We start from the raw sequence: 19165 nt of genomic DNA, 5'->3' as shown, positions 1-19165 counted from the left end.
ACCCCCTAACGGCCCGCCATCACGAAGTCGTACGCCGCCCGTGCCGTGAACCGCGCCTGCCCGCCCCGCACCAGCAGCCCGGCGCCGGCGAACGCCGGATCGTCGGCCGTCCCGGGCACGTACGGCACCGCGACGCACCGCATCCCGGCCGCCGCTGCCGCCGCCGCACCGGGCGGCGCGTCCTCCAGCACGACGCAGTGCGCCGGCTCCACCCCGAGCCGGCGCGCCGCCTCGAGGAACACGTCCGGCGCAGGCTTGCCCCGTTCGACCTCCTCGGCCGACACCAGCGTGGTGAGGTACGCGTCAAGACCCGTGCCGCCGAGGACCGCCTCGATCGCGGCGCGCGACGAACCCGACGCGACGGCCATCGGCACACCCTCCGCGTGCAGCAGCTCCACGAACGCCCGCATCTCGGGGAACACCTCGGTCGCGGCCCGTGCCAGCTCCAGGTAGTGCCGGTTCTTCCCGGCCAGCAGTTCCTCGATCGGCGCGGCGATCCCGTACTCCTCCTTGAGCACCTCCAGCGTCTCGCGCGTCCCGATGCCGATGAAGTCGGTGTGGCGCTCCCAGCCGAAGCCGGTCACGCCGTAGCTCTCCAGGAGCCGGCGCCCCGCCTCGTAGTAGTTCGGCTCGCTGTCGACCAGCGTGCCGTCGAGATCGAAGATGACCGCGGTACGAGAGGTGCTCATGTTCCCCAGCATGCCAAGCCGTCCGCCGGGAGCACTCACCCCCGCCGCGGGCCCGCCGACCGGCCCACGGCCTCCACCAGCGGCAGCAGCCGGTGCGGCACGCGCTCCCGCAGCGCCATCTCCGTGCGCGTGCGCACCACGCCGGGGAGCTGGATCAGCCGCTGGATGACGTCCTCCAGGTGGCCGTTGTCCCGCGCCACGACCCGGGTGAGCAGGTCCCCGCCACCGGTGATGGAGAACGCCTCGACGATCTCGGGGACGGCCGCCAGCGCGTCGCCCACCTCGTCCAGGTGACCCTGGGTGACCTCGATGTGCACGAACGCGAGCACCGGGTGCCCCAGCGCGGCGGGGGAGAGCACCGGTCCCGTACCGGTGATCACCCCGTCCCGCTCCAGCCGGTCGAGCCGGGCCTGGAGGGTGCCGCGCGCGATGCCGAGGATGCGCGCGTACTCGCGCACGCTGGTGCGCGGCTGCTCGATCAGCAGCCGGAGGATGCGGGTGTCCAGCTCGTCGACGGCCACGGCCCTCAGCCCCCTTCCGGTACGGCGTTCCCTGAGGTCACCGTACCAATGGCCCACCTTCGGGCCCCTTGCCGGACAGCCATGACGGCGACCACCAGTTGGCCCGTCCGGCCAGCTTCATCACGGCCGGGACCAGCAGGCCGCGCACCACGGTCGCGTCCAGGACGGCGGCGAGGGCCAGCCCGACCCCGACGGCCTTCAGGAAGACCAGCCCGGAGGTCGCCAGCGCCACCATGACCACGGCCAGGATGGTGGCGGACCAGGTGAACAGACGGGCGGTGCGGTCCAGCCCGCGGGAGACCGCCGTCACCGTGTCCGCGCCCGCGCGGCGCTCCTCCACGATGCGGGACAGCAGCATGCACTCGTAGTCCATGGACAGGCCGAAGGCGACGCAGAAGGTCACCACCGGAAGCTGCACGTCCAGGCCCCCGGTCGTGACGAAGTCCCCCACGAGCCAGCGCAGATGACCCTCCTGGAAGACGAAGACCAGGGCGCCGAAGGTCGCGCACAGGCTGAGCGTGTTGAGAACCAGCGCCTTGACGGCCAGGACGGGCCTGCGCGTCAGCGCCAGCACCAGCGCGAACATGGACGCGCCGACCAGCGCCAGGGCCGTCCCCAGCCGCTCACCGATCGCCGCCCGCCCGTCGGCGACCCTGGCCGCGAACCCGCCCACCTGGGCGGGGACCGGCGCCGGCACGTCCCGGACCGCCTCGACGCGGTCGGCGGTCGCCGGATCGCCCGGCTCACCGGCCGTGGCCACCGACAGGTACGCGCCGCGTGCCGCCGTCCCCGGCGGCGGTACGAAACGGACGGCCGCCGCCGACGGGCCCGCGACGAGCCGGCCGTGGCGGTACGTCCCGGTGGCCGTGTCCACCCGCTCCACACCGGACACGCCGGAGACCCGGCGTGCGTAGCCGTCCAGTTCGCCCGCGCGGGAACGGGCGTCCAGGCCCGGCAGGACGACCGTGGTCGCCCCGACCGGGGTGTCGGGGAAGTCGTCGCGCAGCGCCGCGCCGACCCCGCCGGCGGCCGTTCCGGCGGGCAGCACCCGGTCGTCGGACATGGTGAACCGGACGTCGGTGAACGGCAGGGTCAGCAGTACCAGCAGGCACGTCACCGGAATCCCCGTCGCCAGGGGGCGCCGCATGACGGCCAGGGCGATCCGCCCCCAGCCGCCCCGCCCCGTCGCCCGCTCCCGGCGGGGACGGCGGCGCCAGCGCGCGAACACGTCCAGGCGTTCCAGCCGGCCGCCCAGCAGTGACAGCACGGCCGGCAGCACGACCAGGCTGCCGACGGCGGCCATGACGGTGACGGCCACCCCCGCGTACCCGAGCGAGCGCAGCAGCGGGTGCGGGAAGACGAGCAGGGCCGCCATGCTGCACGCGACGGTCCCGGCCGAGAAGGCCACCGCCCGGCCGGCGGTCCGCAGCGCGGTGTGCAGCGCCCGGGAGGTCGTCGCGCCGCCCAGGCACTCCTCGCGGTACCGGCTGACCAGGAACAGGCTGTAGTCGATGGCCAGCGCGAAGGCCAGCGCGGTGCCGATGTTGAGCGCGTACACCGACACCTCGGTGACGTCGGTGAGCCGGCGCAGCAGCGCGGTGGTGCCGAGCGCCGCGAAGACCCCGACCAGCACGGGCAGGGCCGCCGCCACCAGGGAGCCGAACACCAGCAGCAGGAGCGTCGCCGTGACCGGAAGGGCGACCAGTTCGCTCATCCGGGCGTCACGGGACGCCTGACGGGCCACCTCGACCCGGGTGGCCGCCTCGCCCCCGGCGGTGACCGTCAGCGGCCCGAACCGTCCCGTCACGCCGGGCACCACGCGCTCGGCGGTCCGGCCACGCTCGCGGTCACCGCCGTGGAGCCAGGCCAGCACCAGCGCGCCCCGCCCGTCCTGCTCCCGCAGCGCCGCCCTCACCGGCCCCGGCGCGCCCGGCGTCCAGTACGACTGCACGCGCGCCACGCCCGGGTCGGCCGCCAGCCGCCGCTCCACCAGCCGCCCGGCGGTGACGGAGCCGACGGCGTCCACCCCGCGACCGGGGGCGGTCCCCGCACTGGGGGCGGCGCCTTCACGCCCGCGGGCACCCGCGTCCGTGCCGGTGCCGGGCCTGCCGGGACCCGCGTCCGTGCCGGGGCTGACGGCGCCGGCACCCGCCTCCGTGCCGCGACCGGCCGGGGCGTCGGCGACGGGGCCGCCCGCCGTGTCCGTACGGGCCAGCAGCACCAGGTCCGGTCTGCCGGCCGCGAAATCCCGCCGGAGCACCTCCTCCGCGCGCAGCGACTCCGCCCCCGGCGGCACCAGGCCGCCCGAGGACAGCCGGCCGGCCACGTCGTGGCCGACCAGCCCCGACAGGGCCATCAGCAGCAGCGCGAGCACGGACACGAGACGCCGGTGGCGTACGGCGAAGGGGACGGGCGGGCCCCCGGGCCCGTCGCCGCCGTCCACCGGTGACGTGGGCTCGGGGGCGGCCGGGTCAGGCCTGGTCGTGGTCGTCATGTGCGCTCCCCTGGCACGGGTCCTGGCGGCGGGGCCAGGCGATCGGTTCGCTTCCCCTTCTTCTTCGACCCGGGCCGGGCCCGGCCTTGAGCTGGCCCATTGGTGCGGTCCCCGCGCCGGTCCCGCCCGTCTCCCTGGACCAATGGCCCAGTGGTGTCCCGTCGAGTTGAGCCAACGGGACGGGAAGTGGTGTCATGGGGGAGTCGATGGCGCTGCGGATCCCGCGGCGCCTTTTTCATGCCGGAACGTCGAAGGGGCGGGGAAACTGTGCTGAAGAGGGTGTTCGTGGCTCCGGACCCGGGGCGGCTGCGACTGCGCAGCGCCACCCGGGCCGTCCTCGGCATCAGCGTGGCGGTGGCGGTGTGCGGGCTGGCCGGGCACTCGCTCGCGGCGGCCATCACCGGTGGGCTCGCCGCGCTCCTCGCGCTCTTCACCGTCACGGACACCACGGTCCAAAAACAGCTCGTCACCACGGCCCTGCTGCCGGTCGTGGGCTTCCCGGTCCTCGCCCTCGCCGCCGTGCTGCACGCCCACCCGGTCGCCCGGGACGTGGCCTTCCTCGCCGTCATGGGGGCCGGGGTCTACGCCCGCCGGTGGGGGCCGCGTGGCCACTCCCTCGGCGTCTTCGCGTTCATGACCTTCTTCGTGACGCAGTTCCTGCACACCCTGCCCGGGCAGTTGCCCGAGCTGTACGCCGCCGTCGCGCTGTCCCTGCTCTGCTCGTCGGCCGTGCGCTTCGGCCTGTGGTGCTACGAGCGGCGCCTGCCGCCCCCGGCCGTGGTCCAGGCCCCGGAGGAGGGGCGCGGGCTGGCCCGTACCACCACACGCCAGGCGGTCCAGGCGACCGTCGGCGGCGCCGTGGCCCTGGTGATCGGCCAGATGCTCTCGGGCGAGCGCTGGTACTGGGCCGTCGGCGCCACCTGGTGGATCTTCGTCAACACCACCTCGCGCGGCGAGACCCTGGTGCGCGGCTTCCGGCGGGTGCTCGGCACGCTGCTCGGTATCGCCGTCGGCCTGGTGGCCGTCGTCCCGCTGGACGGTGCCCCCGTGCCCACGGCCGTCCTGGTCGGCGTGTGCGTCTTCGGCATCTTCTACACGGCCCCCGTCTCCTACACCTGGATGATGCTGTCGGTGACGCTGATGGCCGGGGCGCTGTACGGGCTGCTCGGCGTGCTGGACCCGGCCCTGCTCGCGCTGCGGGCCCTGGAGACCGGCGCGGGGGCGATCGGGGCGGTGCTGGCCGTACTGCTCGTGCTGCCCGTCACCACCCACGCCACGACCGACGCGTGGATCCAGCGCGCCCTTCGCTGCGTGCACGTCTGCACCGCCGAGGCCGCCGCCCGGCTGTCGGGGAGCCCGGGGGCCGACCCGTCGCCGCACGTCGCCGACCTGGAGGTCCTCCTGGGGCGCGTACGGCTGTCGCTGGCCCCGCTCGTGCACCCGCTGAGCCCGCTGCGGGCCCGCAAGGCCCGCGCCCGCCGGGTGCTCGCGCTGCTCGACGAGTGCGCCCGTGAGGTAAGGGGCCTCGCCTCCGTCGCGGCCGACCCCGAGGCGTCCCACGACGCCCGCCTGGCCGCCGCCTGCTGGCGGGTGGAGGCCGCCGTGGAGGCGCTCACCACGCCCGAGAAGGCGCGTCAGGCCCGGACGGCGCCCGCCGACTCGGCCGACACCGCCGGGGCGGCCGCGCCCGGGCGCGCGCTGGCGCACCTGCACAGCCTGGAGCGTGCGCTGACCGAGCTGGCCACGCCGCTGCGCACGATCCCGGCGTCCCTGCCGTCCCTGCCGCCCCCGCCGTCCTCGCGTGAGCCGCTGATCGGCGCCTGACGGCGACCACGGCCGGGCGGGCGGGCCTTCTGGGGCCCCGGCCCCGCGCGTGTGGACCCCGGTCCGGGTCCACGCGCGCGTGTGCCCCGGTTCCGCGACGCGGGCCGTGTACTCCGGTCCACGCGGGCGTGTGCCCCGGTTCCGCAGCGCGGGCCATGCCCTCCGGTCCCCGCGCGTGTCCCGGTTCCGCCGCCGACTTGGTCTAGACCTGCTAGCGTCGGGCGCGCGCCCAGGTCGGGCGCGGGCGGAGAGGGGAGGCCCGGTGGCGGACGAAGCGGGACGGTGGGGCGCGAAGGGCGGCCGGCGGGCGTACATCGGGTCGTTCACGTCGGCGGGCGGGCGCGGGGTCGTCGCCGCGACCGTGGACCCGCGCACCGGCGCGCTCACCCCGACCGGCGCGTCGGACGCCGTGGCGGACCCGTCCTTCCTGGCCGCCGCGCCCGGCGGCGACCTGCTGTACGCGGTCAGCGAGACCGAGGACGGCGCCGTCGCCGCCTTCGACGTCTCGGGCCCCGCACCCCGCCTGCTCGGCGCCCCGGCGCCGGTGGGCGGGACGCACCCGACGCACCTGGCGCTGGCCCACGGACACGCGCTCACCGCCAACTACGGCTCCGGCAGCGTGAGCGCCCTCCCCCTGGGCCCGGACGGCGCGCCCCGGGCCGCCACCGGACTGCTCCGGCACCGGGGCGCCGGCCCGCACCCGGAGCGGCAGGAGGGCCCGCACGCCCACCAGGTGGTGCCGGCCCCGGGCGGCCGCTGGGTGCTGGGCGTGGACCTCGGCACCGACTCCGTCCAGGTCATGGCCCTCGACCCGGCGACGGGCGGGCTGACGCGCCACGGCGAGGCCGCGCTGCGGCCGGGCAGCGGCCCGCGCCACCTCGCCCTCCACCCGTCGGGCGGCCACGCCTACGTCCTGCACGAGCTGGCCCCCGCGCTCACCGTCTGCCGCTGGGACCCCGCCACGGGCGCCCTCACGCCCGTACGGGAGGTGGCCCTGCCCGCGGACGCCGGGAGCTACCCCTCCGGGATCGCCGTCTCGCACGACGGACGGTTCCTGTGGGCGGCCGTCCGCGGGGACGACACCGTCGTCGTGCTGGAGCTCGACGGGACCGGTGAGCGGCCCCGGCCGGTCACGACCGTCCCGTGCGGCGGGCACTGGCCCAGGGACCTCGCCACGGACCCCGAGGGGCGGCGGCTGTACGTGGCCAACGAGCGCTCCGGGGACGTCACCTGGTTCGACGTCGACCCCGCCACGGGCGTACCGGCCCGGGCCGGCGCGATCGCGGCCCCGGCGGCGAGCTGCGTCGCCTTCGCCTGACGCCGAGGGCCCGCACCGGACACCTCCGGTACGGGCCCTCGGCGCACGTGGTCAGCGGACCGGGGTCCCCTGCGGCTGCGGCGCGATGCCCAGCGCCGTCGTGTACTGCGACAGCACCAGCTTGCCCACCGCCGGGTACGCGCCCAGCGGCTCCGCCACCGGGCAGCCGGCCGCCTTCGCGGCCTCGTCCAGCAGGCCCTCGGCCAGCTCCGGACCGATCAGGTACGGCGCGAGCGCGAGCTGCACCGAACCGGAACCGCGAAGCTGCTCGGCGACCGCCGCCACCGAACCCTCCTGGTCCAGCGCGGCCGCCATCACCGGGACGGCCAGCCGGGCGGCGAGCAGCATGCCGGTGATCCCGGCCGCCTGCACGGCCTCCTGACCGCCCACCGTCGCCAGCACGATGCCGTCGGCCGCCGTGGCGACCGTGAACAGCCGCGCCCGGTCGGCGCGCGCGTGGCCCGCCTCGGACAGGCGCACGTGCAGCGCCTCCGCGAGCAGCGGGTGCGGACCCAGCACGTCGGTCAGCTCGGCGGCGGCGCCACTGTCCGCCACGGCCTGCCGTATCCGGTCCGTCAGCGCGCTGTCCGGGCCCGCCAGAAGGGGCACCACCACGGCGGCCGGGCCCTCGGGCTCGGCGACCTCACGGCCGGCGGCGCGGGCGAGCTCGTACCGCTCGACGCGCAGCGCGGCGGCCCGCCCCAGGACGGCCGACAGCGCGGGGTACTCGGAGTCGTCGCCGTCCAGGAAACCGATCGCGGCCTCCAGGCCGGGCAGCTCGGAACGAGCGATGCTCACGACCTCTTCGGCCAGGCTGCGGACAGCGGCGGAAGGGGCGCCGGGAACGGCGAGAACGAGCGCGGGCGCGCCCTCGGGGGCCGCCACGGGTTCAGGGCGACGGTGCCGCCCGGACTGTCGGGGTCGCGGCATTCGTACAGGCAGGCCGGAAGCGGGCCCAGTGGGGGAGCTCATGGCGCCGCATGCTACTGGCTTTGCCTGCTCCGACGCTTGGGGAGGGGGCGGTCAGGCGCCCTCTGTCCGGCTATGTCCGATCAGTCGGTTCGAGGCGGGTTGTCACCAGCATGCCCGGCTCGCGAGGCAGCCGGAGCGTGTCCGTCGCCAGGGCCGCCGCGACGGCGAGCGCACCGTCGAGCGGCCCCCCGGAAGCGGCCACCGTACGCGCGTACGGCAGGCGCTCGGCCAACTCGGCCCGCAGCGGTACGAGGAGGGGGTCGCCCATCAGGAACAGGCCGCCGGTCAGCGCCACTTCGGGCTCGTCGCGGCCCGGCGGGCAGACGGCCGCCGCCGCGTCCGCGATGTGCGCGGCGGCCCGGGCCAGGATGGCGGCCGACACCGCGTCACCGCCCGCCCCGCAGCGGGCGACCTCGGGCGCGAAGGAGGCGAGCACGGCCGGCCGGTCGGTGCGCGGGTAGAGCCGGCCCGGCAGTGTCGCCGGCGGGCCGAACAGCGCCTCCACGCGCGCCAGGAGCGCCGCGGAGCCGCCGCGCCGCCCGTCGTGGGCGCGCAGGGCCGCCTCCAGCCCGGCACGGCCGATCCACGCCCCGCTCCCGCAGTCGCCCAGCAGGTGCCCCCAGCCGTCCGCGCGGCGCCAGCCGGACAGGTCCGTGCCGAGCGCGATCAGACCGGTGCCCGCCGCGACCACCGCCCCGGGCCGCTGGCCGAGCGCCCCGGCGTACGCGGTCACGGCGTCGGCGGCCAGCGCGAGCCGGTCCACCCCCAGCGAACGGCGCAGCGCCCCGGGCAGCCCGGCCCGCAGCTCATCCCCGAGCGTCGCCATTCCGGCAGCCCCGACCGCCACGGCCGCGAGCCGGTCCGCTCCGGCCCGCCCGAGCAGCCCTTCGGCGGCGGGAACCAGCCGCGCCAGCAGGTGGTCCGCGTCGATGCCGCCCGGCCCGGTGGGCACCGGCTCCTCGAACGCCACGCTCTCCAGGGCCCGTACGCGGTCACCGTCACCGTCACCGGCGGCGCCCTCCGCCACCGCTCCGAGAGCGACCCGCAGTCCCGACCCTCCGGAATCCACCCCCAGCACCCACCCCCCGTCCGGGGGAGGCGTCACGGAAGCCGCCAGTCGATGGGCGGCGCGCCCTGCCCGGCCAGCAGCTCGTTCGTCCGGCTGAACGGCCGGGAGCCGAAGAAGCCCCGGTCCGCCGACATGGGCGACGGGTGTGCCGACTCGATGGCGGGGAGGTCGCCGAGCAGCGGGCGGAGGTTGCGGGCGTCACGCCCCCACAGCACGGACACCAGGGGCTTGCCGCGTGCCACCAGCGCCTTGATGGCCTGCTCGGTGACCTCCTCCCAGCCCTTGCCCCGGTGCGCGGCCGGCCGGCGCGGCGCGGTGGTCAGCGCCCTGTTGAGCAGCAGCACCCCCTGCCGCGTCCAGGGCGTCAGGTCGCCGTTGGACGGCCGGGGCAGACCCAGGTCGGAGTTGAGCTCCCGGAAGATGTTCTCCAGACTGCCCGGCAGCGGCCGGACCTCCGGCGCCACGGAGAAGCTCAGCCCCACCGCGTGCCCCGGCGTCGGGTAGGGGTCCTGTCCGACGATCAGGACCCGCACCTCGTGGAACGGCTGCTGGAACGCCCGCAGGACATGCTGTCCGGCCGGCAGGTAGGTACGCCCGGCGGCGATCTCCGCGCGGAGGAAGTCCCCCATGCCGGCGATGCGTTCGGCCACCGGCGCGAGGGCGTCCGCCCAGCCCGGTTCGACGATTTCTTTCAACGGTCGTGCTGCCACGGCAGGTCACCCTACCGGCCGGCCAACAGCACTCCGTACGCCCGTAGGAGCCCGCCCCAGGTGAGGCCGGCCGCCGCGCAGCCCGAACGACCGACATCTACCGCTCGGGGATGCTGAGCTCTCCGCCGCGCAGGAAGTTCTCCCGCTCCTCGACGACGAACGGGGCCATGGCGTCGCGCCGCTGCCTCTCGTCCGCGGACTGCCGCCAGTTGTCACACGCTTCCCGGGACTCCCAGAAGGACACTCCCGTGATCTCCTGCCCGTCCTCGGACCAGAACGCGAACGCGCGGATCATGCCGTTCGGGTGCGAGCCCGGGCGCCACGCCCGTTCGAAGTCGTCCAGGGTGCCCGGCTTGATGCGGCGGGTCGTCGTCCAGACGAAGTGCCTCTCCATCGCAGCGACCTCCTCGGCCTGCTCAGCGGCGCGGCGTTCCGGTGCCGGCGGCCTCCCAGACCACCGTAGGTCCGTGGCGCCACTTCCGCCTCCCGCGCCCCGCCCCGCACCCCAGCCCGCACCAGTCCCGCACGGTCCTCCGCCCTCCCCGGCCCTGCGCCCTCCCCGGGCCCGCGCCTGCGCCCCTCTGCGCCCTCTCCGGCCCTCTCCGGCCCCTGCGCCCTGCCCGGGCCCGCCTCCCGGGGGCCTACTCGCCGATGCGTATCAGCGCGAGGGTGATGTTGTCCGGTCCTCCGGCGTCCATCGCGGCCTTCCACAGCTCGAAGACGGCCCTGCCGTCGCCGTGGTCCCGCAGCAGGACCTCCAGCTCGTCGTCCGGCACGGGATCGGTCAGCCCGTCGCTGCACACCAGGAAACGGTCGCCGGTGGCCAGGGGGGAGACCGCCACATGCGGGGTCACGGCGCTGAACGCGTAACCGCCGCCCAGGGTCTGTGTGACGGCCGACGTGGTGCGCCGCCCCGGTGCCGGCGGCGGACTGTCGTCGACGCTCACCTGCCGGAGCCGGCCCGGAGCCGCCTCGTACACCTTGCTGTCGCCGACGTTGAACGTCAGCAGCGACTCCTCCAGCATGACGGCCCCGGCGATCGTGGTTCCCATGGTGGTCAGCTCCGGGCGGCCCTCGGCGGCCGTGTACACCTCGCGGTTGCACGTGTCCAGGGCGGCACGGACGGCGGCCTCGTCGGTCAGGGACGGGCCCAGCGCGGCGAGCCGGCGGACGACCAGGGAACTGGCCACCTCGCCGGCGGGCTGGCCGCCCAGCCCGTCCGCGACGGCCACGACCAGCGGGGTGCCCAGCGCGAACACCAGCGACTGGGGGCTCTCCGTCTCGGTGCCGCACAGCGTCCACGGCCCGACCACCAGGCTGTCCTCGTTGTGGTCGCGCAGCAGCCCGGGGTGGCTCAGGGCGGTCACCGCTGTGTACCGCACGGGCATCGCCCCCCTCTCCGCGACGGCAGGGGCGCCCTCACCACCATTGTGACGCCGTCGCCGTGCCCGCCGCCGCCGGAGGCCGGGCCGGTGCTCGTCACCTGCGCGACCATCGACAGGGAGACGGTCGCCCGAGGGAGACAGCCGTCCGCGAGGGAAGGCGGTGACGCGATGGTTCCGGCCCAGGGACCGGACGGGGCCTCCACGGCCGTGGGGGAGGCCGCCCAGGAGGCCGTCCGCCGGATCGTCCGTGACCTGACCCGGCGGGCCGATCCCGGGCGGGTGCGCCGGGACGTCGCGTTCCTCGCGGACCGCCCGCGCAGCCGGACCCGCGCCCCCGAGGCCATGCTGCGCGCCGAGGCCCATGTGGCGGCCGAACTGGCCGCGGCGGGCTGGCGGACCCGCCGCCAACCGTTCGACGTCCGGTGGCGCCCGGGCTCCACCGACCGCGGCGGCCACCGGGCGCTGCCGCGGGAGTTCCGCATCCACCCGCGGCTGACCGGCGCGAACCTGCTGGCCGAACCACCGGCCGGCGTCCGGGGCCCCACCGTGGTCGTCGGCGCCCACCTGGACACCGTCGAGGCCTCACCCGGCGCCGACGACAACGCCTCGGGGGTGGCCGCACTACTGGAGGCCGCCCGGCTCCTCGGGGGCATGCCCGGACCGCCCGGCGTCACCCTCCTGGTGTCCGACATGGAGGAACTGGGCCTGGTGGGCGCCCGGTTCGCGGCCCGGTGGCTCCGCCGCCACCGGCAGGTCGCGGCCATGATCTGCCTGGAATCGGTCGGGTACTACACGGCCGAGCCCGGCAGCCAGCGGATGCCGGCCGGTTTCGAGCGGGCCTTCCCCCGGGCGGCCGCCGACGTCCGGTCGGCCGGGCTGCGCGGCGACTTCACGCTGGTGGTCCACCGGCGCTCCACGCGCGCTGCGGCCGGCCTCTGGCGTGCCGCGGCGACGGCCACGCGACCCGCCCTGCCCTGCGTCACCCTGTGCGACCCGCGTCCGCAGGGCCCGCCCGGCGCGCTCGCCGGCCTGGCGGTGCCGCCGCTGGCCCACCTCGACCGCAGCGACCACGCGGCCTTCTGGAACACGGGGACGCCGGCCCTGATGCTCACCGACACCGCGAACTTCCGCAACCCCCACTACCACCTGCCGACCGACACCCCCGACACCCTCGACCACCGGAGCCTTACGGCGGTCGCCGTCGCCACGGCCGCCACCGTCACCGTGCTGACCTCCGGCGTGCCCGCCCCGTGAGGCCGGAGCACCCTGGAGGTATGCCCCGAGCCAACGAAGAGGTCGAAGCGCTGCTCCAGGAGTACGCCGACCTCATCGCCATCACCGGCGGCGACGCCTTCAAGGCCCGCGCCTACGAGAAGGCGGCCCGTGCCATCGGCGGCCACCACGCCGACGTGTCCACGCTCGACGCGAAGGGCCTGAAGGACATCCCCAACGTCGGCAGGTCCATCGCCGAGAAGGTCGTCGAGTACCTGCGCTCCGGCCAGGTCTCCACCATCGAGGAGACCAGGGCGTCGATCCCGGCCGGCGTCCGGGAGCTGATCACCATCCCCACGCTGGGACCCAAGAAGGCCATGGTGCTCCACGAGGAGCTGGGCATCACCTCCGTCGACCAGCTCCTCGAGGCCATCCACGCGGAGCGGCTGCGCGACCTGAAGGGCTTCGGCGAGAAGACCGAGGCGAACATCCTCCACGGCATCGCGCTCATGCAGAAGGCGGGCGAGGGCCGCATCCTCATCAGCGCCGCCATGGACGTCGCCGAACAGATCGTCGCCGAACTGTCCGCCCTCCCCGGCTGCGCGCGGTGCGCCTACGCCGGGTCCCTGCGCCGCATGAAGGAGACGATCGGCGACATCGACGTCCTGGTGGCGGCGGAGCAGTCGGCGCCCTTCATGGAGGCCCTCGGTGCCCTTCCGCACACCGCCGAGGTCATCGCGCACGGCGAGAAGAAAACGTCGATCCGCACCACCAAGGGCCTCCAGGTGGACCTGAGGGTCCTGCCGCCCGCCTCCTGGGGAGCGGGGCTCCAGTACTTCACCGGATCGAAGGCGCACAACATCCGCACCCGTGAGATCGCCGTCCGCCACAAGCTCAAGCTGTCCGAGTACGGGCTGTTCGACGCCGAGAGCGGCGACATGATCACCTCCGAGACGGAGGAGGACATCTACGCCCGGCTCGGCCTGCCGTGGATACCGCCCACGCTGCGCGAGGACCGGGGCGAGATCGCGGCCGGGCTGAAGGGCGAGGTGCCCGAGCTGGTCCAGGAGGAGGACATCCGGGGCGACCTGCACACCCACACCGATCTCACCGACGGCCTCGCCCCGCTGGAGGACATGGTCGCCGCGGCCGCCGCACGTGGTTACGCCTACTGCGCCATCACCGACCACGCCCCCAACCTGTACATGCAGCGCATGACCGACGAGAAGATGCTCGCGCAGCGCGAGCGGGTGCGGGAACTGGACCGCGAGCACCGGGGCATGCGCCTGCTGCACGGCACGGAGCTGAACATCGACCCCGACGGCGAAGTCGACTGGCCCCCCGAATTCCTGGCGGAGTTCGACCTGTGCGTGGCCTCCGTCCACTCGCACTTCAACCAGAGCAGGCAGGCCCTGACGCGCCGGCTCGTCCGGGCCTGCGAAAACCCGTACGTCGCCGTCATCGGCCACCCCACCACCCGCCGGATCGGCAAACGCCCCGGACTGGACGCCGACTTCGACGCCGTCTTCGAGGCGTGTGCCGCGACGGGCACCGCGCTGGAGATTAACGCCCACCCGGAACGGCTCGACCTGCGCGACGAGGACGTCCTCCGCGCCAAGCGGTACGGCGTGAAGTTCGCGGTGAACTCCGACGCCCACTCCGTCACGCACCTGCCGTACATGCGGTACGGCGTGGGAACCGCCCAGCGCGGATGGCTGACCAAGGACGACGTCATCAACACCTGGCCGCTGACCCGGCTGCGCAGCTTCCTGCGCAAGGGCCGTTCCCGTCCGGTCTGACGACGCCCGGCGCGGCGACGCCCGACGTGCCCACGCCCGCCGAAGGCGCCCCTCAGTCGATCACCCGCGCCCGCACGCAGAGCACGTCCGGCAGGTGCGACGCCAGCAGCCGCCAGGTGTCACCCTCGTCGGCGCTGGCGTACAGCTCGCCGTTGCGGTTGCCGAAGTAGACCCCGGCCGGATCGGCGTCGTCCGTGCACATCGCGTCGCGCAGTACCGTGCCGTAGTGGTCCGCCTCCGGCAGGCCGGCCGACAGGGCCTCCCAGGTGCCGCCCGCGTCACTCGTCCGGTAGACCCGGCACCGCCGCTGCGCGGGGACCCGGTCGGAGTCGGCCGTGATGGGGAAGACGTAGGCCACGTCGGCGCGGTGCGGGTGCGCGGCCGCCGCGAAGCCGAAGTCGGAGGGCAGTCCCGCACCGATGTCGGTCCACTTGGCGCCCGCGTCGTCGCTGCGGTACACCCCCCAGTGGTTCTGGAGGTACAGCCGGTCGGGGTCGCCCGCGTCCTGGGCGATCTTGTGCACGCACTGCCCGAACACCGGGTTGGGGTCCGGCAGGAAGACCGCCGACACCCCCTGGTTGGACGGCGACCAGCTCCGGCCCCCGTCCCGGGTGCGGAAGACGCCCGCCGTCGACACCGCGACCGTGACGGCGTCCGGGTCCCTGGGGTCCGTGACGACCGTGTGCAGCCCTTCACCGCCGCCGCCCGGCACCCACTGCGACCGGGTCGGGTGCTCCCACAGCGGGCGGACCAGCTCGAAGGTCTCCCCGCCGTCCTCCGAGCGGAACAGCGCGGCGGGCTCGGTGCCCGCGTACACCACGCCGGGTGCCGCCGGACCGGCCGGGTGGAGCTGCCACACCCGCTCCAGTGAGGCCCCCGTGTCCTTCGGGAACCTGACGGCCGGCTGCGCCGGCTCCGTCCAGCTCGCCCCCAGGTCGTCGGAGTGGAACACCGAGGGGCCCCAGTGCGTGCTGTCCCCGCCGACCAGCAGCCGGGGCGTGGTGCGGCGCGTGTCGATACCGATCGAGTACACGGCCTGCGCGTTGAAGTGGGGGCCCTGGAACTCCCATCGGCCGCCACGCCTGCGGCCGATGAACAGTCCCTTGCGCGTGCCTACGGTCAGTAGTACGTCGGTCATCGCCGACACCTCCTGGACGCCTTTGTCGCGGATAGGGGCCAGTCTGCACCCACCCACTGACAGTGGCGCCCGAGGACGGCGTTCCCCCAGGTCAGACGGAGCGGTGGTACTGGTCGGGCACGTGCACGTCACCGCCGAGCTCGCGCGCGGCGTGCCGCGCCCAGGACGGGTTGCGCAGCAGCTCGCGGCCGAGCAGCACGGCGTCCGCCTCGCCGTTGGCGACGATCTTCTCCGCCTGCTCCGCCTCGGTGATCAGTCCCACGGCGGCGACCGGAAGCCCGGTCTCCTCCTTCACGCGGGCCGCGAACGGCACCTGGTAGCCCGGGCCGGTCGGGATGCGGACGCGCGGCGCGTTGCCGCCGGTGGACACGTCGAGCAGGTCCACGCCGTGCTCCTTGAGCAGCGCGGCGAAGCGGACGGTGTCGTCGGCCGTCCAGCCCGCCCGGTCCTCCAGCCAGTCGGTGGCCGAGATGCGGAAGAACAGCGGCAGTTCCTCGGGCCACACCTCGCGCACCGCGTCGACGACCTCCAGGGCGAAGCGCGTGCGGTTGCCGAAGGAGCCGCCGTACTCGTCGGTGCGGTGGTTGCTGTACGGGGAGAGGAACTCGCCGATGAGGTAGCCGTGCGCCCCGTGGATCTCGACGACCTCGAAGCCCGCGTCCAGGGCGCGCCGCGCCGCGTCCGCGAACTTCCCCGCGACCGCCCGGATCTGTTCCCTCGTCAGCTCGTCGGGCACCGGGTGGCCCTCGTCGAAGGGCAGCGGGCTCGGGGCGACCGGCTGCCAGCCGTGCGCGTCGGCGCCGACGGGGCCGCCGCCCTTCCAGGGCCGGTCGGTCGACGCCTTGCGTCCGGCGTGGGCGATCTGGATGCCGGGGACGGTGCCCTGGCCCTTGAGGAAGCCGGTGATCCGGCGCAGCGCCTCGACCTGCGTGTCGTTCCAGATGCCGAGGTCGTACGGGCTGATGCGGCCCTCGGGGGAGACGGCGGTCGCCTCCAGCAGGATCAGGCCGGTGCCGCCGGCGGCGCGGGCGGCGTAGTGGGCGAAGTGCCAGTCGTGGGCGACGCCCGCGTTCGGTCCGAACGCCTCGGCGCTGTACTGGCACATCGGTGCCATCCAGACGCGGTTGGGGATGGTCAGCGACCGCAGGGTGCGGGGCTCGAACAGTGCGCTCACGGCGGACTCCATTCGGGACGGGGCCGGTGTACGGCTCGTACGATACCCATCGTAGTACGGCGACTGTCAAACTACGAGAGTGCTCGTACAATGGACCCACCCGATGACTCTGGAGCCGCCGTGACCACCGCGACCAGCCCGCGCGAGCTCGCCCACCCCGCGCGCGACGAGATCCGCCTCGAAGGCGTGCTCCACGCGCTCTCCGACCCGATGCGGCTGCGCGTGGTGCGCGAGCTGGAGGCCGCCGACGCCGAGGTGGCCTGCTCGTACATCGAGCTGCCGGTCACCAAGTCGACCACCACGCACCACTTCCGCGTCCTGCGCGAGAGCGGCGTGATCCGCCAGTGCTACCGGGGCACGGCCAAGATGAACGGCCTGCGCCGCGAGGACCTCGACGCCCTCTTCCCGGGCCTCCTGGACACCGTCCTCGCCGCCGCCGAGAGCCAGGCCGCCCGCGAGGGCACCTCGTAAGGCCGCCGGTACCGGTACGCCTCAGCCGCGGCCCGCGGCGGCCAGCAGCCCCGGCCAGTCGGCGATCTTGACCGAGCCGCGCCCCAGCGTGCGCCCCAGGGCCTCCTCCGCCTGCTCGATGGAGAGCCAGCCGGGCCACTCCACCGGCCTGACGCCCCAGGCGCGCAGGGCGGCCAGCGGGTCGGCCGCCACCGTCCGCCGCGCCAGCGCCGGGGCGTCCGCCAGCAGGGACGTGGCCGTCGCCTTGGCGCACGGCCGGTTGGTACCGATCACGCCGGTCGGCCCGCGCTTGATCCACCCCGCCACGTACTCGCCCGCCGACGGCACCCCGTCCCGCAGCACTCGCCCCGCCGCGTGCGGCACCGTCCCGCGCGACGCGTCGAAGGGCAGCCCCGGCAGCGGCACGCCCCGGTACCCCACCGCCCGCAGCACGAGCTGCGCCTCGATGTCCTCGTAGGCCCCCGTCCCGCGCACCCCGCCCGTGCCGTCCGGAACCGTGCGTTCGAAGCGGACCCCGGCCGCTCTCCCGTCCTGTTCCAGCACCTCCACGGGCCGCAGGAAGAACCGCACCCGGATGACCCGCTCCCGCGGCTCCCAGTTGGTGGCCTCCGCCCAGGCGCGCACGACCTCCACGTTCCGCCGGTTCACCGCCGGCAGCCCCGCCGGGTCCACGTACGCGGGGTCGAGCGCCAGGTCCGAGGGGTCCACGGCCACCCGGGCCTGGGGCAGCCCGCCCAGCTCGCGCAGCTCCTTGGTGGTGAACTTCGCCTGCGACGGGCCCCGCCGGCCCACCATGTGCACCTCCCGCACCCGGCTGGCGGCCAGCGCGCCCAGCGCCGCCTCGGGCACATCGGTGGGGTGCAGCTCCTCGGGGCCGCGCGCGAGGATGCGCGCGACGTCCACGGCCACGTTGCCGACCCCGATCACCACGGCCGACCGCGCCCCCAGCACGAAGCCGTCCGCGGCGGCGTCCGGGTGGGCGCTGTACCAGGAGACGAAGTCCGTGGCCGAGAAACTGCCCGGCAGGTCCTCGCCCGGCACGCCGAGCCTGCGGTCCCGTGCCGCGCCCACGCAGTAGACGACCGCGTGGTAGAGCTCCAGCAGCCGCCCGGGCGTCAGGCCGTCCGCGCCCACCTCGACGTTCCCCACGAACCCGACCCGCTCGTGCTCCAGGACCGTGCGGAGGTTGTTCTGGAGCGACTTGATCTTCTCGTGGTCCGGCGCCACCCCGTAGCGCACGAGCCCGTACGGACACGGCAGCCGGTCCAGGACGTGCACCCGCACGTCCGGCACCGCGGTCTGCTCGACCAGGGACTGGGCGGTGTAGACCCCGCTCGGCCCGGAACCGACGACGGCGACACGAAGCACGGCCGCGCTCCTTCCCGCTGGGACTCCCAGCATGGCACCGCCGTGCCCACCGCGGGAGGTGCGGTACGTACGGACGTGTGCCGCCGCGGGCCCCGGCCGCCACCGCCGCCCACGGCGGCCGAGGCGGGCGACCGCGCGGTGGACGCCCCTCCGGGATGCCGCCGCGGGCCCCGGCCGCCCAGCCCGCGTACGCCAAAAACCGTCCCTCCGCCGGCGGCCGAGCCGGCCGACCGCGTGAAGAGCCTGCCCTCGGCGGCCGGAGCCCGGGGCCCGCCCGCGCCGGGCCCCAGGGGCGGGTCGCGGGCGGGCGCCCTTACGGCCTCGGCGGCCGGGCCGGCCGGGCCGGGGTCGGCACCGTCACATGGAACGCATGCGGTTGATCTCGGCCGTCTGCTGGGCGATCACATCGGTGGCCATCTCCTCCACCTGGATGTTGTTGCCCTCTGCCAGGACCTCGCCCGCCATGGTGACCGCCCCCTGGTGGTGGGTGATCATCAGCTTCAGGAACAGCTCGTCGAAGCCGCGGCCGCGCGCGGCCCGCAACCGGTCCAATTGGGCCTCCGTGGCCATACCGGGCATCGCCCCGTGGTCGTGGCCGCCGTGCGACGGGGGATTACCGTTGTTTTTCAGCCACCCGCGCATCGCGCCGATCTCCGGCCCCTGGGCGGCCGCTATCCGTGCGGCCACCTGCTTCACCTGGGGCGACACGGCGTGCTTCGCCGCGAGGGCGGACATCTCCAGCGCCTGGCCATGGTGGACGATCATCATCTGCGCGTAGGTGAAGTCCGCCGAGTTGGGCGTGTCCGGCGGGACGGCCCTGCGCGCCTCCTCGGGCGACAGCGTCCGCGCGGGCTCGCCCGGCTTCCCGGGCGCCACCACCGCCGGGGCGCCGCTCCCGCCGCCCGCCCTGGCCTGCGGTTCGTCCCCCTTGTCCGGGGGTGCCGACTCGCACGCCGCCAGGGCGAGGGCGGCGGTCAGCGCGGCGGCCGCCGCGACGCTCGTGGTGCGCTTCAACACGAAG

General features: G+C 75.3%; 17 protein-coding genes. 5 read left to right on the top strand and 12 right to left on the bottom strand.

Going from position 1 to position 19165, the window contains the following annotated elements:
• Positions 1 to 5: 5 nt before the first annotated feature.
• The 3 genes from E2B92_RS04065 to E2B92_RS04055 are packed head-to-tail and all read right to left on the bottom strand — an operon-like array spanning position 6 to position 3704.
• Positions 6 to 689, bottom strand: a complete 684-nt coding sequence (locus tag E2B92_RS04065) for an HAD family hydrolase (protein WP_126883399.1) — start codon at positions 687 to 689, stop codon at positions 6 to 8.
• Positions 690 to 724: 35 nt separating this feature from the next.
• Positions 725 to 1210 carry an Lrp/AsnC family transcriptional regulator gene (locus tag E2B92_RS04060; protein ID WP_126883398.1) on the bottom strand — a complete coding sequence of 162 codons (486 nt, stop codon included), beginning with the start codon at positions 1208 to 1210 and terminating at the stop codon, positions 725 to 727.
• Positions 1211 to 1247: 37 nt separating this feature from the next.
• Positions 1248 to 3704 carry an MMPL family transporter gene (locus tag E2B92_RS04055; RefSeq protein ID WP_126883397.1) on the bottom strand — a complete coding sequence of 819 codons (2457 nt, stop codon included), beginning with the start codon at positions 3702 to 3704 and terminating at the stop codon, positions 1248 to 1250.
• 267 nt (positions 3705 to 3971) lie between these two features.
• Between E2B92_RS04055 and E2B92_RS04050 the strand changes: the two genes are divergently transcribed.
• Positions 3972 to 5528, top strand: coding sequence for an FUSC family protein (locus E2B92_RS04050; protein WP_126883396.1), 1557 nt, complete (start codon positions 3972 to 3974; stop codon positions 5526 to 5528).
• A gap of 262 nt (positions 5529 to 5790) precedes the next feature.
• Complete coding sequence (locus tag E2B92_RS04045; protein ID WP_126883395.1) at positions 5791 to 6846, top strand: lactonase family protein; 1056 nt, start codon at positions 5791 to 5793, stop codon at positions 6844 to 6846.
• 51 nt (positions 6847 to 6897) lie between these two features.
• On the opposite strand, the gene E2B92_RS04040 is transcribed toward E2B92_RS04045, so the two are convergent.
• The 5 genes from E2B92_RS04040 to E2B92_RS04015 all read right to left on the bottom strand — a co-directional run bounded on the left by E2B92_RS04040 (position 6898) and on the right by E2B92_RS04015 (position 10979).
• Entirely contained in the window at positions 6898 to 7818 is a 921-nt protein-coding gene (locus E2B92_RS04040) for a sirohydrochlorin chelatase (RefSeq protein ID WP_126883394.1), read from the bottom strand.
• A gap of 70 nt (positions 7819 to 7888) precedes the next feature.
• Positions 7889 to 8923: an N-acetylglucosamine kinase gene (locus tag E2B92_RS04035; RefSeq protein WP_126883393.1), complete on the bottom strand. Its 1035-nt coding sequence runs from the start codon at positions 8921 to 8923 to the stop codon at positions 7889 to 7891.
• Positions 8920 to 9597 (bottom strand): uracil-DNA glycosylase, encoded by a 678-nt coding sequence (locus E2B92_RS04030; RefSeq protein ID WP_126883392.1) that lies wholly within the window; start codon positions 9595 to 9597, stop codon positions 8920 to 8922. Before E2B92_RS04030 ends, E2B92_RS04035 begins: the two co-directional genes overlap by 4 nt.
• A 97-nt stretch (positions 9598 to 9694) precedes the next feature.
• Entirely contained in the window at positions 9695 to 9991 is a 297-nt protein-coding gene (locus E2B92_RS04025) for an antibiotic biosynthesis monooxygenase (RefSeq protein ID WP_126883391.1), read from the bottom strand.
• 247 nt (positions 9992 to 10238) lie between these two features.
• Positions 10239 to 10979 (bottom strand): PP2C family protein-serine/threonine phosphatase, encoded by a 741-nt coding sequence (locus E2B92_RS04015; RefSeq protein WP_399430838.1) that lies wholly within the window; start codon positions 10977 to 10979, stop codon positions 10239 to 10241.
• A gap of 171 nt (positions 10980 to 11150) precedes the next feature.
• Between E2B92_RS04015 and E2B92_RS33945 the strand changes: the two genes are divergently transcribed.
• Positions 11151 to 12236, top strand: a complete 1086-nt coding sequence (locus E2B92_RS33945; RefSeq protein WP_126883389.1) for a M28 family peptidase — start codon at positions 11151 to 11153, stop codon at positions 12234 to 12236.
• A 20-nt stretch (positions 12237 to 12256) separates the two neighbouring features.
• Positions 12257 to 13993, top strand: coding sequence for a DNA polymerase/3'-5' exonuclease PolX (polX, locus tag E2B92_RS04005; protein ID WP_126883388.1), 1737 nt, complete (start codon positions 12257 to 12259; stop codon positions 13991 to 13993).
• 52 nt (positions 13994 to 14045) lie between these two features.
• On the opposite strand, the gene E2B92_RS04000 is transcribed toward polX, so the two are convergent.
• Entirely contained in the window at positions 14046 to 15131 is a 1086-nt protein-coding gene (locus E2B92_RS04000) for a WD40/YVTN/BNR-like repeat-containing protein (protein ID WP_126883387.1), read from the bottom strand.
• A gap of 91 nt (positions 15132 to 15222) precedes the next feature.
• Complete coding sequence (locus tag E2B92_RS03995; protein ID WP_126883386.1) at positions 15223 to 16305, bottom strand: NADH:flavin oxidoreductase/NADH oxidase; 1083 nt, start codon at positions 16303 to 16305, stop codon at positions 15223 to 15225.
• A gap of 120 nt (positions 16306 to 16425) precedes the next feature.
• Between E2B92_RS03995 and E2B92_RS03990 the strand changes: the two genes are divergently transcribed.
• Positions 16426 to 16776 carry an ArsR/SmtB family transcription factor gene (locus tag E2B92_RS03990; RefSeq protein WP_126883385.1) on the top strand — a complete coding sequence of 117 codons (351 nt, stop codon included), beginning with the start codon at positions 16426 to 16428 and terminating at the stop codon, positions 16774 to 16776.
• A 21-nt stretch (positions 16777 to 16797) separates the two neighbouring features.
• On the opposite strand, the gene E2B92_RS03985 is transcribed toward E2B92_RS03990, so the two are convergent.
• Together E2B92_RS03985 and E2B92_RS03980 are read right to left on the bottom strand one after the other, a co-directional pair.
• Positions 16798 to 18144: an FAD-dependent oxidoreductase gene (locus tag E2B92_RS03985; RefSeq protein WP_126883384.1), complete on the bottom strand. Its 1347-nt coding sequence runs from the start codon at positions 18142 to 18144 to the stop codon at positions 16798 to 16800.
• A 357-nt stretch (positions 18145 to 18501) separates the two neighbouring features.
• On the bottom strand, positions 18502 to 19158 hold the full coding sequence (locus tag E2B92_RS03980) for a DUF305 domain-containing protein (RefSeq protein WP_126883416.1): 657 nt from the start codon (positions 19156 to 19158) through the stop codon (positions 18502 to 18504).
• Positions 19159 to 19165 lie beyond the last annotated feature (7 nt).

This window comes from Streptomyces sp. WAC05374 (assembly GCF_004353505.1).
Classification (GTDB): domain Bacteria; phylum Actinomycetota; class Actinomycetes; order Streptomycetales; family Streptomycetaceae; genus Streptomyces.
The sequence above is the reverse complement of the archived record's forward strand: the minus strand, read 5'-3'. Positions and strand labels throughout refer to the sequence as shown.

Bases quoted from the DNA above. Each gene is read 5' to 3' on its own strand.
- E2B92_RS04055 (WP_126883397.1), bottom strand. From the start codon at position 3,704: ATGACGACCACGACCAGGCCTGACCCGGCCGCCCCCGAGCCCACGTCA.
- E2B92_RS33945 (WP_126883389.1), top strand. From the start codon at position 11,151: ATGGTTCCGGCCCAGGGACCGGACGGGGCCTCCACGGCCGTGGGGGAG.
- polX (WP_126883388.1), top strand. From the start codon at position 12,257: ATGCCCCGAGCCAACGAAGAGGTCGAAGCGCTGCTCCAGGAGTACGCC.
- E2B92_RS04065 (WP_126883399.1), bottom strand. From the start codon at position 689: ATGAGCACCTCTCGTACCGCGGTCATCTTCGATCTCGACGGCACGCTG.
- E2B92_RS04040 (WP_126883394.1), bottom strand. From the start codon at position 7,818: ATGAGCTCCCCCACTGGGCCCGCTTCCGGCCTGCCTGTACGAATGCCG.
- E2B92_RS04025 (WP_126883391.1), bottom strand. From the start codon at position 9,991: ATGGAGAGGCACTTCGTCTGGACGACGACCCGCCGCATCAAGCCGGGC.
- E2B92_RS04000 (WP_126883387.1), bottom strand. From the start codon at position 15,131: ATGACCGACGTACTACTGACCGTAGGCACGCGCAAGGGACTGTTCATC.